The 14,080-nt window shown below is 71.3% G+C and carries 14 protein-coding genes and 1 pseudogene; 5 read left to right on the forward strand and 10 right to left on the reverse strand.

Annotation, left to right across the window (positions count from 1 at the left end):
* Nucleotides 1–87 precede the first annotated feature (87 nt).
* Nucleotides 88–1,287 carry a CdaR family transcriptional regulator gene (locus ACIP89_RS02850; RefSeq protein ID WP_185092363.1) on the reverse strand — a complete coding sequence of 400 codons (1,200 nt, stop codon included), beginning with the start codon at nucleotides 1,285–1,287 and terminating at the stop codon, nucleotides 88–90.
* A gap of 122 nt (nucleotides 1,288–1,409) precedes the next feature.
* On the opposite strand from ACIP89_RS02850, the gene ACIP89_RS02855 reads away from it, so the two are divergent.
* A complete protein-coding gene (locus tag ACIP89_RS02855; protein ID WP_402112604.1) occupies nucleotides 1,410–2,069 on the forward strand; it encodes a pirin family protein in 660 nt (219 codons plus the stop codon).
* 149 nt (nucleotides 2,070–2,218) lie between these two features.
* Here the strand turns inward: ACIP89_RS02855 and ACIP89_RS02860 are convergent, their stop codons facing one another.
* Complete coding sequence (locus ACIP89_RS02860; RefSeq protein ID WP_402112606.1) at nucleotides 2,219–3,310, reverse strand: SUKH-4 family immunity protein; 1,092 nt, start codon at nucleotides 3,308–3,310, stop codon at nucleotides 2,219–2,221.
* 267 nt (nucleotides 3,311–3,577) lie between these two features.
* Nucleotides 3,578–4,168 carry a GNAT family N-acetyltransferase gene (locus tag ACIP89_RS02865; protein WP_402112609.1) on the reverse strand — a complete coding sequence of 197 codons (591 nt, stop codon included), beginning with the start codon at nucleotides 4,166–4,168 and terminating at the stop codon, nucleotides 3,578–3,580.
* A gap of 231 nt (nucleotides 4,169–4,399) precedes the next feature.
* On the opposite strand from ACIP89_RS02865, the gene ACIP89_RS02870 reads away from it, so the two are divergent.
* Nucleotides 4,400–6,433 carry an alkaline phosphatase family protein gene (locus ACIP89_RS02870; protein ID WP_402112610.1) on the forward strand — a complete coding sequence of 678 codons (2,034 nt, stop codon included), beginning with the start codon at nucleotides 4,400–4,402 and terminating at the stop codon, nucleotides 6,431–6,433.
* Between the two features lie 64 nt (nucleotides 6,434–6,497).
* Here the strand turns inward: ACIP89_RS02870 and ACIP89_RS02875 are convergent, their stop codons facing one another.
* Together ACIP89_RS02875 and ACIP89_RS02880 are read right to left on the reverse strand one after the other, a co-directional pair.
* Nucleotides 6,498–6,761: a DUF397 domain-containing protein gene (locus ACIP89_RS02875; RefSeq protein ID WP_402112612.1), complete on the reverse strand. Its 264-nt coding sequence runs from the start codon at nucleotides 6,759–6,761 to the stop codon at nucleotides 6,498–6,500.
* Nucleotides 6,745–7,569: a helix-turn-helix domain-containing protein gene (locus ACIP89_RS02880; protein ID WP_402112614.1), complete on the reverse strand. Its 825-nt coding sequence runs from the start codon at nucleotides 7,567–7,569 to the stop codon at nucleotides 6,745–6,747. The genes ACIP89_RS02875 and ACIP89_RS02880 overlap by 17 nt, the downstream gene beginning before the upstream one ends.
* A 99-nt stretch (nucleotides 7,570–7,668) precedes the next feature.
* Here ACIP89_RS02880 and ACIP89_RS02885 point away from each other — a divergent pair, with 99 nt between their 5' ends.
* On the forward strand, nucleotides 7,669–8,142 hold the full coding sequence (locus ACIP89_RS02885; RefSeq protein ID WP_401922247.1) for an ATP-binding protein: 474 nt from the start codon (nucleotides 7,669–7,671) through the stop codon (nucleotides 8,140–8,142).
* Here ACIP89_RS02885 and ACIP89_RS02890 read toward each other — a convergent pair.
* Entirely contained in the window at nucleotides 8,108–8,923 is an 816-nt protein-coding gene (locus ACIP89_RS02890) for a serine hydrolase domain-containing protein (RefSeq protein ID WP_401922248.1), read from the reverse strand. The genes ACIP89_RS02885 and ACIP89_RS02890 overlap by 35 nt on opposite strands.
* Nucleotides 8,924–9,003: 80 nt before the next feature.
* On the opposite strand from ACIP89_RS02890, the gene ACIP89_RS02895 reads away from it, so the two are divergent.
* Both ACIP89_RS02895 and ACIP89_RS02900 read left to right on the forward strand, forming a co-directional pair.
* Nucleotides 9,004–9,471, forward strand: coding sequence for a MerR family transcriptional regulator (locus tag ACIP89_RS02895; protein WP_401921299.1), 468 nt, complete (start codon nucleotides 9,004–9,006; stop codon nucleotides 9,469–9,471).
* Nucleotides 9,471–10,487 carry an aldo/keto reductase gene (locus ACIP89_RS02900; protein WP_401921297.1) on the forward strand — a complete coding sequence of 339 codons (1,017 nt, stop codon included), beginning with the start codon at nucleotides 9,471–9,473 and terminating at the stop codon, nucleotides 10,485–10,487. The genes ACIP89_RS02895 and ACIP89_RS02900 overlap by 1 nt, the downstream gene beginning before the upstream one ends.
* 37 nt (nucleotides 10,488–10,524) lie before the next feature.
* On the opposite strand, the gene ACIP89_RS02905 is transcribed toward ACIP89_RS02900, so the two are convergent.
* From ACIP89_RS02905 to ACIP89_RS02920, 4 genes and pseudogenes are all read right to left on the reverse strand, one after another.
* Nucleotides 10,525–11,145: an RDD family protein gene (locus ACIP89_RS02905; protein WP_402112617.1), complete on the reverse strand. Its 621-nt coding sequence runs from the start codon at nucleotides 11,143–11,145 to the stop codon at nucleotides 10,525–10,527.
* A pseudogene (locus ACIP89_RS02910) lies at nucleotides 11,142–11,447 on the reverse strand (hypothetical protein); the annotation flags it as partial. The pseudogene ACIP89_RS02910 and the gene ACIP89_RS02905, both read right to left, overlap by 4 nt.
* Nucleotides 11,448–11,809: 362 nt before the next feature.
* Complete coding sequence (locus ACIP89_RS02915) at nucleotides 11,810–12,772, reverse strand: DUF4429 domain-containing protein (RefSeq protein ID WP_401921294.1); 963 nt, start codon at nucleotides 12,770–12,772, stop codon at nucleotides 11,810–11,812.
* Between the two features lie 84 nt (nucleotides 12,773–12,856).
* The gene (locus tag ACIP89_RS02920; protein WP_402112620.1) at nucleotides 12,857–14,068 is read right to left on the reverse strand and encodes an alpha/beta hydrolase; all 1,212 of its coding nucleotides are present in this window, start codon (nucleotides 14,066–14,068) and stop codon (nucleotides 12,857–12,859) included.
* Nucleotides 14,069–14,080 lie beyond the last annotated feature (12 nt).

Raw genomic sequence — 14,080 nt, forward strand, 5'->3', positions numbered from 1 at the left:
TCACACTCTCTCTTGTGAACGGTCCGGTACGCCCGTGGGGACAGGGACGAAGAACCGTATGGGGAATTGTTGATGTCCGACAAAAGTCTAGGACTGGAGATCCCTGTCGGCCAGACGCCCCAGGATGAGGGCGATCCGGAGTGTGAACGCCGAGCGGACATCCGACGGCGACCAACCGGTGACGTCTGTCACACGTCGCAGCCGGTAGCGCACGGTGTTGGGGTGGACGAAGAGCATCCTGGCGGCGCCTTCGAGGCTGCTCGCCTGTTCCAGATACACACTCAGCGTCTCCAGGAGGGCGGAACCCGCTTCTTCGAGCGGTCTGTAGATCTCCTCTACCAACTGGTCCCGCGCGGCCGGGTCGCCCGCCATCGCGCGCTCCGGCAGCAGATCGTCCGCCAGCACCGGCCGGGGGGCGTCCTGCCAGGCGCCGCAGGCCTTGAGCCCGGCGGCCGCCGCCTGCGCGGACCGGGTGGCCGCCAGCAGGTCGGGCACCACGGGGCCGGCGACGACGGGGCCCGCCGCGTACGGCCCGATCAGCGCCTTCGCGACCTGGAGCGGATTGTCGCTGCCGCCCGCGATGACGACGAGCCGGCTGCCGAGCACCCCGGTCAGCACCTGGAGCTTGGCGTGCCGGGCGGCCCGCCTGATCGCCTCCACGGTCAGCTCGCTGTCGCCGTCCGGAGCCGTTCCGAGCAGTACGCAGACGTGTTCGGGGGAGTTCCAGCCGAGCGCGGCGGCCCGGGACACGGCGCCCTCGTCGGCCTCCCCGGACAGCACCGCGTTCACCACGAGCGATTCGAGCCGGGCATCCCAGGCACCCCGGGCCTCTGCGGCCTGGGCGTAGACCTGCGCGGTCGCGAAGGCGATCTCGCGGGCGTAGACGAGCAGCGCCTCACGGAGCACCGACTCGTCGCCGGGCGCGGCGACTTCGTCGATCGCGGCCTCCATGACCTCGATCGTCGTACGCACCATCTCGACGGTCTGCCGCAGCGTGATGGCCCGGGTCAGCTCGCGCGGAGCCGTGCCGAAGACATCGGTGGAGATGGCCTGCGGGGTCTCCGGATGCCGGAACCACTCGGTGAAGGCGGCGATTCCGGCCTGGGCGACCAGGCCGATCCAGGACCGGTTCTCCGGTGGCATGGCCCGGTACCAGGGCAGTGACTCGTCCATGCGGGCGATCGCGTTCGCGGCCAGCCGGCCGGAGGACTGCTCCAGACGTTTCAGCGTCGCGGCATGGAGATGGGCGTCGTTCGCAGCGGGCTGCTCAGGATCGGGTCGGGGCACAGACACAAGACTGCCCTATCCGGACAGCTGCCCGGAGGGGCGGGGCCGGTCGTGCAAGATCAGGATACTTTGTATGAAATCCGTAGGACGGTCCCGCTGCCGCGCGGGCTACCGTGGGGCGGGTGATTTCCGTACGTCGCTCGGGCGACCGCTTCAGGGGCGGGGACGAGGCGGCCGGGATCGACTCCCGGCACTCCTTCTCCTTCGGCACCTTCTACGACCCGGACAACCTCCGCTTCGGCCCGGTCCTCGCCTGCAACGAGGAACGGCTCGCCCCCGGCGCGGGCTTCGACGAGCACCCGCACAGCCACACGGAGATCGTGACCTGGGTGGTGGAGGGGGAGCTGACCCACCGCGACTCCGCCGGCCACGCCACGGTCGTACGGGCCGGGGACGTCCAGCACCTCAGCGCGGCGGGCGGCGTCCGGCACGTCGAACGCAACGACGGGGACACCCCGCTGACCTTCCTTCAGATGTGGCTCGCACCGCTGGAGCCGGGCGGTGAGCCCTCGTACACGACCGTCGCCGGCATCGCCGACTCCACCCCGTACGCCCTCCCGGAGGCGGGCGCGATGCTGCACGTCCGGCGGCTGGGGGAGGCGGAGCGCACGGCGCTGCCGGACTCGCCACGGGTGTACGTGCACGTGGTCGCCGGAGAGGTGCGGATCGGCGACGAGGCGCTGTCGCCGGGCGATTCGGCCCGGATCGCCGGGGAAGCGGGTCTTGAGCTGGTCGCGGTGGCTGCCGCGGAAGTGCTGGTGTGGGAGTTGAGCGCCGGCTGAAGGACGGCTGAGGGCTCGCTGAGACGGCTGCGGGCGCCGTGTCGTGCGGCGGCGGTCACCTCCCGCCGTAGCCGTGGCCGTGGCCGTGGCCGACCGGCGTCGCGCCGGTGTGCGAGTCGTGATCGGCCCGACCACAGCGCGCGGACCGCTCAGTCGAGCGCGATGCCGTTGACTCCGTCGAAGAGCAGGTTCGGCCAGTAGCCCCAGGGGTCGGCCCATGCCACCGGGTCGATTCCGCCCAGCAGGTCCCTGATGATCGTCTCCCAGACGTGGTCCATCCCGAGCCCGAGCCGACAGCCCTCCGCCCTCGCGTGGGCCACCGCCCACATGGTGAAGGCGAGGGTGGAGAGGTCCGTGTTGCACGGGGTCAACTCGGCCTCGTACTGGTTCCACATCAGGACCAGGCCGGTGCGGCCGTCCACCACCAGGTCCGTGTCCTCCAGGACGTACCCCAGCACGATCAGGTGCTCGGCGTCCGGTGGCGGACCGGGTAGTTCCTCGTCCTCCTCTTCCTCGATCCGGCGGGCGGTGATCTCGGCGAGGGTCGGCAGCCGTTCCTCGTGGCCGGACATCTCCAGGTAGGCCCAGGCGTCGATGACCCCGGTCTCGCGGAGGAACCGCCTCGTCGGGCCGTGCACCAGCGCGTCGGGCAGCAACTCGTCCGGAAACCCCCAGTACTCCCCTTCGTAGACGAGATCGAGCATCTCCCGCGTGACGCGTACGGCGAGCCCGTCCCCGGGGACGGCCGCGCGGCGCAGCTGCCACATCACGTACGCCGTCGGCCAGAAGGAACCGGCCCTCGGGAGTTCCGGCTCGGTCACCGCCAGCAGTTCCACCAGTTCGTCGGCGGTGTGCCGCGGTTCCCGGTCGTTCCGCAGGTCCTCGGCCAGGTGGGCGTCGCGGACCAGCGCGGACACGTCGACGCTCATCGGGTCCGGCTGAGCTCCGCCGATGCCCGTGTCGTACGAGTACACGTGGCCGGTGCCGGGGTCGAGCAGGACATGCCCGTGGTCGCCGTAGGCGCCGATGTGGTGGAGTTCGGGCCAGGTGGTATCCGGCCCGCCCGGCTCGAACCGGATCAGGGCCGCTGTGCGGGGCAGCCCGGTCTCGGCCAGGAAGCGCCGGGTGAGATCGTGGGTGATCCCCGGTGGTGTGTGGCGTTCCACTTCCGTGAACCAGTGGTTCATCTGGTCCGGCGTCACGTTGAAACGCAGCGTGGCGCGGTCCGTCGGTCCGGCCACGGCGCGGCCCCCTGTCATCCGGTCGTGCGACTCGTGCGAGACGCGTGGTGGTGCGGCGGCGGCTCGCGCGATGTACGCGGCTCGCGCGGTGCGGGCCGTCGGCGAGGGGCGACGGCGCAGCCCCGGACGGTCCGCCGTCGCACCGGCTGTCGCCCGTCGGGCAGGCTAGCGGCACGCGCGGATGTTCGTCGACTCCGGTCCGGCGCAGGCCAGTTCGCGCTGCGGGCGGAGGTGAGGAGACCGGGACCGGCGCGACCGCGCCGTCGGCTACCGCCCGGCGTCCCGGCGCCACATCGACCACATCGGCGGGCCGGACCGGAACGTCATCTCCTCGTGCACGGTGAAGCCGTGCCGTTCGTAGAAGGTCAGGTTGCGCCGGTTGCTCGACTCCAGGAACACCGGCCGCCCGTCCGCGTCCGCCCGTTCCAGCAGCCCGCCCAGCACCTGTGACCCGCGACCGGTGCCGCGCGCCTCGGCGTGGGTGCCGATGTACTCGACGTACCAGTGCGCGGGGTCTGCCGGATGGCGGTGCTCCAGCGCGAGCAACCGCAGTCCGGTCCTGGGCAGCTGGGCCCGTCCGGCGCGCAGCAGCGTGCCCGCGTTGCGCAGCAGGTAGCTCGCCGGGAGCTTCCACCGGCCGGGCTCCGCCCATACCGCCGCCACCGTGCGGTCCCGGTCGGTCCACACCCGGCCCGCCGGGACCTGCTGGGCGAGGTGGGCGGTGAACAGCAGCCGCAGCCGCCGGTCCCGGTCGCGCGGCATCAGCCAGGACCAGACGGGGTCCTCCGCGTAGGCGCTGGCGAGTACGGCGGCGAGTGCCGGGACGTCGGGGGCGGCGGCGCGCACGATGTCGGTCATGGCGGGGGAGGGTATCGGCCATTCGTCATCTCGTACTACCGGTCCGGCGCGACCTGTTGCATCTTGGCCCCGCACGTTCCGGCCGGCGGAGCGGCGGGAGAACATCTGCCGGTGTCTCAGGAGTGAGGAGTACGGCCATGGTTCGCCCGCCGTTCGCCCCGGCGGCCTAGATTTCGCAGGCACGCGCGTACATCCGCCCCCTGAATCACTCTCCCCCCCAGAGGTCCGCTGATGACTCCCACCACAGAAGACACCGTGAGCCCCGCCCAGGAATCCCGTATCACCCGGCGCCGGATGCTCCAGACGGCCGCCGTCGCCCTCGGTGCGGTGGCGGCCGGTCCGGTCGCGGAAGCGGTCGCCGGGACACAGGCCGGTGCCGCCGAATACCGCCTGCCCAAGGGCTTCAACGGAGACATCTCCGATCTGAGGCACGTGGTGATCCTGATGCAGGAGAACCGGTCCTTCGACCACTACCTCGGCCAGCTGCCGGGTGTACGCGGACATCACGACAAGCAGGTCCTGAGGTTCCAGGACGGCACCGACGTCTTCCAGCAGCGCGACGCGACCGGCGCCATCGTGCCGCCCGCCCCGTCGACCGCCACCTGGAGCGACAACCACAGCTTCTACGGCGCCAACGAGGGGCGCTGGAACACCTGGGTGAAGGACAAGGGCGACCACTGCATGTGGTACTACACGCCCGACTACATGCCGTGGATGTACTCGCTCGCCTCCCAGTACACCGTCTGCGACATGAACTTCTGTTCGCTGCACGGACCGACCATCCCGAACCGCTACTACCTGATGACCGGTGCGGCGGGCGGCGAGACCACCAACGCCAGGCAGAACGACTACAGCCGCGGCTGGACCACCGTCCCCGAGCAGCTCCAGCAGGCCGGAATCGACTGGCGGGTCTACTCCGACAACAGCGGCCACGGCGTCGGGGGCAGCCTCCAGAGCGGGTTCGTCGGTGAGTACGGCTGCAACGTCACCAACAGCTTCAGGTCGTTCGACCCCCGCTCTGCGGACGCGGCCGATCTCGAACCGGGCACCGGCAAGATCTGGAAGGCCAACTCCTTCGTCTACGAGGGCGCCACCACGCCCAACGACGACTCGGAGGCCAACCTCGACGCGGTGCTCCGCGATCTGATCGCCGCCTGCGAGCCGGGGGCGCAGCACCCGCTTCCCGAGGTCTCCTGGGTGGTCATGCCCGCCGCGTGGAGCGAGCACCCGGGCTTCGACACCGTGCACGGCGAGCGCTACATGAACAAGGTCCTCAAGACGCTCCAGAGCAACGAGGACATCTGGAACCACACCCTGGTGATCATCACCTACGACGAGAACGACGGGAAGTTCGACCACGTGCTGCCCCCGCGCCCGGAGCCGGGCACGGCCGGTGAGTTCTCCGGCACCACTCCGTACGGGTTCGGCCCCCGGGTGCCGATGGTGCTGGTCTCGCCGTGGACACGGGGCGGCTACGTCGCCTCCGAGGTGTTCGACCACACCTCGACCGTGAAGTTCCTGGAGACCTGGGCCTCCCACCTGGGCAAGCCGTTCACCTGCCCGAACATCACCGACTGGCGCCGCTCCGTCGCGGGCGACCTCACCAGCGCGATCGACTTCGCGCACCCGCGCCCCGGACCGGTCGTCATCGCGGACCCGGTCACCGGGACCCCGCCGAATCCGTCGCGGAACAGGATGAGGCCGAGGGCCCTCTCCTTCCACCCGCACGCCACCCTCACCGAGGACCGCTCGGCGGGCACGGTGACCGCGTCCATGACCCTGGCCGGGGGCCCGGCGGGCAAGGCGGTGAGCCTCCAGGTCTTCCCCGACCGGTACCTCGCCTTCGACAACACGCCGTACACGGTGACCGGGGCGGACCCCCGTTCGTACACCTGGGACGCGACGAAGACCGACGGCAGGTACGCCTTCTCCGTCTACGGACCCGACGGCTTCCTGCGCTCCTTCGCGGGACAGCTCACCCCCACGGGCCAGAGGAACACCGGCATTCCGCGCGTCGAGGCGGAGTTGGAAGGAGGCCGGCACGCGGTCGTCAGACTGAAGCTGCGCAACGACGGCAGACATCCCGTCCGTTACACCCTCAAGGCCAACGACTACGTCGGCGGCACCCGGAAGTACACCGTCCCCGGCGGCCACTCCACCACCGTGCACTGGCCCACCGAGGACGGCTACTACGACGTGGTGCTCACCGCCGACACCGGGACCGGCTGGACCCAGCGGTACGCCGGGCGTGTGTCGACGGTCTGAGCAGCCGGAAGGGGCCCGGGACGACTGTCACTGGTCCGTCCCGGGCCCCTTCGTCGTACGAGCCTCAGAGTCCGGCGACGAAGCCGCGCCAGGCGTCGGCCGCGATAACGATGACGGGCCCGTCCTGGACCTTGCTGTCGCGGACCGGGACGGAGGCGGCGCAGCCGGTCGCCACCTCGACGCAGTCACCACCGGTTGTGCCGCTGTACGAGGACTTCCGCCAGGCGGCGCCGCCGGTCACGGTGCACTCGACGCACTCGCCGCCGCTGCTGCCGCTGTAGCTGGACTTACGCCACTCCGCGCTCTTCAGGTCAGGGCTGGTTCGCATATCGCTCCTCCATCACGCGGCTGATCAGCGCCGCTGAATCCCCCACGGAGAGGGAGGCGGCCTGGAGGTGAGCGTATCGGAGCGATGCCTCCCTGACAGTGTCCGGGCTGGCGGTCATATGACCGGAGATGAGGTCCTCGGTGTAGACGATGTCCGGGTCGTCGTCGAAGCGCAGAAGGTTGAACGAGCCATCCAGGCTTGAGTGTTCACCGGCTGCGAAGGGCAGCACCTGGATACGCATCCAGCGGTGCGTGGAGTAGTCCAACAAGTGCTGGAGTTGCGCGCGCATCACCTTGTTGCCGCCGATTGGCCGGTACAGCACGGCCTCGTCCAGAACGGCCCAGGCCAGGGGAGGCTTCTCCCGCTCCAGGATGCGCTGGCGCTCCATGCGGGCCGCTACCAGGCTGTCCGGGTCATTGGGCATGCCGGGGGCGAGCAAGGCCCGCGCGTAATCCTCCGTCTGCAACAGCCCGTACACCAACTGCGCCTGGTACGTGGAGATGTACGCGGCCTTCGCCTCCATCTCCGCGTACGCCTGGAACCACGACGGCAGTTGGCTCCGCAGGACCAGGCCCACCAGGCGGGAGAACACGCCGTCGGTGCCCAGGGCGGCGTCCACCCGCTCGGAGAAGTCGCGGGTGGGGATCTTCTTCGTCGTCTCGATCTGGCCGATCAGCGAGCCCGTGCAGAAGATGATGTCGCCCAACTGCTGCTGCCTGAGGCCGGCCGCCTCGCGCTGGCGGCGTAATTCCCAGCCGTAGTAGTCGAGGGGGGACGCGCAGGGGTCGAGTGACTGGATGTTGGCCACGGTGGGGGGACCTCCGGTGTGCAGGCGCGACGCGCAACGCCTCGCGGCGTTCGGTTCCTTTGGTAGCCGAGCGTAGTCACTTGCTCGCACGATGGTGACATGAATCACGTAATCGCGCCCTGGACCGAGGCCGAAGAGCCGGCCTACCGATCCGACTTCGCCGTGGGTGAGCACTCGGCCCGGCACCTGAGGCGCCTCCTGCGCCTCTACCTCAAGGGGTGGGGGCTGATGGCCGTGGCCGACGCGGCGGAGCTCGCGTTCACCGAGCTCATCGCCAATGTGGTCCGGCATGTGCCGGGCCGCCGCTGCCAGACGTTCGTCTTCCGGCTCCCGGGCGGCGTGGGTGTCCGCGTCGAGGTGGCGGACGGCTGCCCGGAGGTGCCGCGCGTGGTCGAGGGCGGGGTGCTCGACGAGGGCGGGCGGGGGCTGGTCCTGGTGGATGCCGTGACGGACAAGTGGGGCGTGGAGGTGCGCCGGGACGGCGGCGGCAAGACGGTGTGGTTCGAGTGCCTGGCCGCCGCGTCCGGTGTCGGTTCGGCTACGCCGCCAGCTCGGCCAGCACCGCGTCCGTGAACGGCGTCCAGACCTCGGCCGCCCACGGGCCGAAGGGCCGGTCGGTGAGCGCCACGCAGGCCGCCCCCGCGACGGGGTCGATCCACAGGAACGTGCCGGACTGGCCGAAGTGCCCGAAGGTCGCGGGGGAGGAGTGCGCGCCGGTCCAGTGCGGGGACTTGGAGTCCCGGATCTCGAAGCCGAGGCCCCAGTCGTTGGGGTTCTGGTGGCCGTAGCCCGGCAGCACGCCCTTCAGTCCGGGGTGCACGACGCTCTGCGCCTCCAGTACCGTGCGCGGGTCGAGGAGGCGGGGGGACTGCACCTCGGCCGCGAACCGGACCAGGTCCTCGACGGTGGAGACGCCGTCGCGGGCGGGCGAGCCGTCCAGGGTGGTCGCGGTCATGCCGAGGGGCTCCAGGACCGCCTGGCGGGCGTATTCCGGGAACGGGATGCCGGTGGCCTTGGCGATATGGTCACCGAGCACCTCGAAGCCCGCGTTGGAGTAGAGCCGCCGGGTGCCGGGCGGGGCCGTCACCCGGTGCTCGTCGAAGGCGAGGCCGCTGGTGTGGGCGAGCAGGTGGCGGACCGTGGACCCCTCGGGGCCCGCCGGCTCGTCGAGCTCGACCGCGCCCTCCTCGTACGCCACCAGCGCCGCGTAGGCGGCGAGCGGCTTGGTGACGGAGGCGAGCGGGAAGCGGTGGCCGCCCGGACCGTGCCGGCCGAGGACGGTGCCGTCCGCTCGTACGACGGCCGCCGCCGCGGTGGGCACGGGCCAGTTCTCGATCATCGCCAGGCTCTGCATGCCTATGAGACTAATACCGGCGGAAAATCGGCTCCGGTTGCGCTTGCTTGGAGTGCACTCCAAGGTTCTAGCGTGGAGGCATGACGGTGATGGAGACCACGACGACTGCGACGAGGACCGATCTCTGCGCATCGCCCGCCAAGGCGCACCCCCGGCCCGAGGGGCAGGACCAGTACACGATCAGCGAGGTGGTCGCCTTCACCGGGCTCACCGCACACACCCTGCGCTGGTACGAGCGGATCGGGCTGATGCCGCACGTCGACCGGTCGCACACCGGCCAGCGCCGTTTCACCAACCGTGACCTGGACTGGCTGACCTTCGTCGGCAAGCTGCGGCTGACCGGGATGCCGGTCGCCCACATGGTCCGTTACGCGGAGCTGCTGCGCGAGGGCGACCACACCTTCGAGGAACGGCAGGAACTGCTGGAGGCGACCCGCCGCGACGTGAGGACGCGGATCGCGGAGCTCCAGGACACCCTCGCCGTACTCGACCACAAGATCGACTTTTACGCGGGCGCCCGACGGGCGCCGGAGAGGTCACGTACCTGATGACTGACAACAAGATCGCCACCGTTGAGCTCGGCAGGGGCGGCCCCCAGGTCGGCGTCCAGGGGCTCGGCTGCATGGGCATGAGCGAGTTCTACGGGGACACCGATGAGTTCTCCGCACGGGAGACGCTGGAGACCGCCCTGGCGGCCGGTGTGACCCTCTTCGACACCGCGGACATCTACGGCAGCGGCGCCAACGAGACGTTCATCGCGCCGTTCGTCGGGGCGCACCGGGACGAGATCACCCTCGCCACCAAGTTCGCCATCGAGCGCCGGGACGACGACCCGCACTACCGGGGCATCCGCAACGACCCCGCGTACATCCGGCAGGCCGTCGAGAACAGCCTGCGGCGGCTGGGCACCGACGTGATCGACCTCTACTACATGCACCGCCGCGACCCGGCGGTGCCGCTGGCCGAGTCCGTGGGCGCCATGGCCGAGCTGGTCCAGCAGGGCAAGGTCAAGCAGCTCGGGCTCAGCGAGGTGACGGGTGCGGAGCTGCGCGCGGCACACGCCGTGCACCCGATCGCCGCCCTCCAGTCCGAGTGGTCGCTGTTCAGCCGGGACAGCGAGCTCAGCGCGGTGCCCGCGGCCGTGGAGCTCGGCGTGACCGTCGTGCCGTACTCACCGCTCGGCCGCGGTTTTCTGACCGGAGCCTTCGCGGACGCGGGGAAGGACCTGGCGAAGAACGACTTCCGGCAGTTCCAGCCGAGGTTCACCGGCGACAACGCGAAGGCGAACGCCGCGCTGCTGGAGCCCGTCCGCAAGATCGCCGCCGCGCACGGGGCGACCGCCGCCCAGGTGGCGCTGGCCTGGGTGCAGCAGCGCGCCCAGGTGCACGGACTGGCCGTGGTGCCGATCCCGGGCACCCGTAAGAGCAGCCGCCTGCTGGAGAACGTCGGCGCCACCCGGATCACGCTGACCTCCGAGGAGCTGGACCAGCTGGAGCCGATCGCCGGGCAGGTCGCGGGGGACCGCTACCCGGACATGAGCTCGACCGCCACCGCCCGCGAATAGCGGCGCCGGCTGATCGCGCCCGGTCCACCGGGCGCGATCAGCCCTTGGCCACCTTGATGACCACGGTGGAGCACATCTTGTCGGCGAAGGTCTGCCTCCTGACGTCCCACAGCGGCCAGAGCCAGCCGAGGTAGCACGGCAGGCTGTCCACTATGTGCGCGAGTTTGCGCACGAACGCCATGCCGAAACCGAGCGTCCTGCCGTCGGCCTGGCGGCGCACGCTGATCCGCAGGACCTTCTTGCCGGTCGTCTGGCCGTACCTGCCCTCCCGGTAGAGCTGGTAGAAGCCCATGACGAGGAAGTAGGCCACGCCGACGGCGAAGAAGGGTCCGGGGTCCGCGTTCGCCGGGTCGTCGCTCCTCACGATGTCGACGAACCCCAGCGCGTACATCGGCGCCACGATGACCATCAGGTCGAGCATCCACGCCCCCACCCGCTCCCCCCAGTGGGCCGGCGGCGGCAGCCCCGGCCCCGGCACGCCCGGTATCCAGGCCGGCGGGTACATCCCGTACGGCTGCTGCTGATAGCCGTACCGCGGGGGAACGCCGTACGGGGGAGGTACGTCCCGCGGGGTTCCCTGCGGTCCGGCCTGCGGATGTCCGGGCAGGCCGTGCGGAGGCTGCCGGGCGTAGGGGTTGTGCGGATCGCCGTAGCTCATGGCGAGGTGTCTCCCGTGCCGGTAAGGGGTGCGGAGCGCCGAGGTCGCCGTAACACCGCTTTGCCCCCGCACAGTTGCAATCGTGAGCGCTCATCGTGCGGGGCGCCCCGGCCGCTTGTCCAGTCCGCTCCCCGGCAGATCCGCCCAGTGTGGCCTCTGAACTGGTCGTACGTCTCCGAAGGGAACGGGCCCTGGGGGTACGCGCCTTCGGCGATCGCGGCGAAGGCGCGCAGCGATTCGGTTCCGGGAGCGAAGTACCCGGGGTGTCCGTGGGCGTCCTCCGCGGGCACCCGGCGGGCGCCGGACTAGGCGGAGGCCGGGTCGGCGCCTGCTGGGCGTTGCCGGAAGCCCAGCAGGCGGTCCCGGCCGCCTACGGCAGGACCCGCTGCCAGCGTTTCCGGGCGCCGGCCGGGAGCGGGGCCGGCGGATGGGCGGGATGGGCCGGTCCATACGCCATCGGGCCCAGATGGCGGCGGGCGGCGCTCAGCAGACCGTCCGTCGCGGGCGGGGACGGCGGGGGCGGGGGCGTGGAGTGAGCGGGCATGGGCTGCTCGGCGAAGGCAGCGAAGCCGTCCCCCGGCGTCATTCCGGGGTTCCGGTTGCGCGGGCGCCTGCCCCGTACCGGGGGATGACCCGCCCCGGGCGCGTACGGGACGGGCCGCCGCTACAGCTCGGCGAGCAGCTGGGCCTTCTTCGCGCTGAACTCGTCGTCCGTCACCAGTCCCGCCCGGTGCAGTTCGCCGAGGTGGTGGATCCGCTCCGCGATGTCCGCCGGGTCGCGCCGCCCGGCGGATGTCAGGGCCGTCGCCGCGGCCACGGGCGCGGTCTGCTTCCTGCGGACGGATTCCAGCACGGCCGCGGCGAACGGCAGCGACTCGTGCACCGGGCCGTAGCCGAGGCCGAAGATCACCGCGGCGGGGTCCTCGTCGGCCCGGGTGGGCCGTGCGGCCACGGACTGCGCGCTCCGGTCGGTGCCCGTGCACAGCGCCGCGCCGGGACCGCCGCCGAGGCCGGGGCCCTCCGCCGTGGCCGGGCCCGTGCACTCCAGCCCCCTCGGCACCAGCCGCAGATAGCCCTCGAAGGCCTCCGGGGAGCGCCACTCGACGCCGCTCAGCTCGGTGACCGGGAACGTCTGGTCGCCCGCCTTCCACTTCTCGGAGGAGGCGCCCGTCCAGAACCACCGGAAGGAGATCCGGTCCCCGTCGAAGCTGGCCCGGCCGTCGTAGGCCTTGAAGCGCATCGGCGCCTCGGGCGCCGCGACCAGGAAGCGCTCGGCGGGTTCACCCGCGTCGGGGCCCAGCCGGGCCCGCAGCTCGTCCGCGTAGTACTCGGCGAGCGTCTCGCGCTCGGCCGGAAGCACCAGTCGGTAGGGGTCGCAGCCGTCCTTGAGCTGCCCGGCCGCGGCTTCGAGCAGCGGGTCGGCGCCGGGTCTCGGGACGGCACGCAGCACCACCGTGCCCCGCTTGCCCGGAGTCAGCGTCACCGACGACAGCGCCGCGTGCGGGACGCGGCGCTCACGGAGGCTCTGGAAGAGCCTCGGCGTGCGGATACCCCGTTCGAAGCGGATGAGCACGGAGTCGGCGTCGAACTCCCAGGTGGCTTGAATTCCGGCCAGCACATCACCCATGTGCCTCATCGTATGCGGCACTTGCCCGCACGTCCCCCCTCCGAGTCGACGGCAATCCGCGACCGGCACGGCTCTCTACGCGCGTCAGACCGTCTCGTTGCCGGAAATTCGTTCGTGGCAGGCGGTGTCGGCCGGTGCACAGGTCACCGAAGCGTAGGTGCCGACACCGATCGCGGCGAAGTTGCCGAGGCTCTCGGTTCCCGGCTCGAAATAGCCGCTGTGGCCGATCGCGTCACCCGCCGCCGCGATCCGGGCACCGAAGTCCGGATCGACCGGATCGGCCCCGTGGCCGACCCCGGCGACCTCAAGGTTCGGTACATCCGCGATCCAGTCGTCGCGGTCCCGCATCGCCCACACGTTGGCGCGGGTGTGCAGTGCGCCGGCGTTGTCGGCGCGCATGCCCGGACTGCCCGCGACCGCGATGTCGGTGACCCGGGCGGGCAGTCCGCTCGCCGCCACGCCGCACAGGACCGAGCCGTAGCTGTGGCAGAACAGCGAGACGGGTGCCTGGCCAGGGAGCGCCCCGACGAGCGCGTCGAGCCGGACCGCCCCGCGCTGGGCGAGGTTCCCGAGGGCGGCGTCCATGCCGATGCCCACGGGCGCGGTGTAGTCGGCCCAGGCGATCACGGCGGTGCGTACGGCGGGGCCCGCGGTCCGCTCGGCGGCGTACAGGGACTTGGCCATGCCGACGGGCGCGGCGTTGGTCTTGGTCCCGGTCCGCTCCAGCGTCAGCAGGTTGGTGTCCACGCCCGGTACGACCACCGAGATCCGCTCGGCCCGGTCGAGATCACCGAAGACCTCGGCGGCGCGGCCCCGGCCCGACGGGTCGAACGCGAGGAAGTGCCGGCCCGGGGCGAGCATCGAGCGGAAGCGGTCCAGCCGGTGGGCCGCCTCGGCGCGGCCGTCGGGGGAGAGCTGGGTGTCGTGCTGCCGCTGCTGCTCGACCGTGCCCGCCTGGATGAGCGCGAGCCGGTTGGCCCGGTAGCGCAGGGTGACCGGGGCGCCGTTCAGATTCCCCACCACCAGCGGGTACTTGTCCGCCAGCCGGACGCGCTGCGCGGCCGTGAGCGTGGCGAAGAAGCGCGCCAGTCTGTGCGGCTGCGCGTCGGCGGGGGGAAGCGCGCGGCCGCCTATCGATCCCCTGGCCCAGGAGGCGAGTGCGACAGTGCGTGGCTCGTCGGAGCGTTGATGACGCACGGCGGTCCAGCCAGTGGTCGCCAGCATCACGAACACAACCGCGATGGCGAGCAGAGTGCGCCATGCGGTGAGCGTCGGGGAGGAATCGAAGGAAGTCACTGCGGCCCACAT

It is taken from the genome of Streptomyces sp. NPDC088730, from assembly GCF_044751215.1.
Lineage (GTDB): Bacteria > Actinomycetota > Actinomycetes > Streptomycetales > Streptomycetaceae > Streptomyces.

Excerpts from the sequence above, each read along its gene's own strand:
- ACIP89_RS02865 (WP_402112609.1), bottom strand. The coding sequence starts at position 4,168 with ATGACCGACATCGTGCGCGCCGCCGCCCCCGACGTCCCGGCACTCGCC.
- ACIP89_RS02870 (WP_402112610.1), top strand. The coding sequence starts at position 4,400 with ATGACTCCCACCACAGAAGACACCGTGAGCCCCGCCCAGGAATCCCGT.
- ACIP89_RS02875 (WP_402112612.1), bottom strand. The coding sequence starts at position 6,761 with ATGCGAACCAGCCCTGACCTGAAGAGCGCGGAGTGGCGTAAGTCCAGC.
- ACIP89_RS02885 (WP_401922247.1), top strand. The coding sequence starts at position 7,669 with ATGAATCACGTAATCGCGCCCTGGACCGAGGCCGAAGAGCCGGCCTAC.
- ACIP89_RS02890 (WP_401922248.1), bottom strand. The coding sequence starts at position 8,923 with ATGCAGAGCCTGGCGATGATCGAGAACTGGCCCGTGCCCACCGCGGCG.
- ACIP89_RS02895 (WP_401921299.1), top strand. The coding sequence starts at position 9,004 with ATGACGGTGATGGAGACCACGACGACTGCGACGAGGACCGATCTCTGC.
- ACIP89_RS02900 (WP_401921297.1), top strand. The coding sequence starts at position 9,471 with ATGACTGACAACAAGATCGCCACCGTTGAGCTCGGCAGGGGCGGCCCC.
- ACIP89_RS02905 (WP_402112617.1), bottom strand. The coding sequence starts at position 11,145 with ATGAGCTACGGCGATCCGCACAACCCCTACGCCCGGCAGCCTCCGCAC.
- ACIP89_RS02915 (WP_401921294.1), bottom strand. The coding sequence starts at position 12,772 with ATGGGTGATGTGCTGGCCGGAATTCAAGCCACCTGGGAGTTCGACGCC.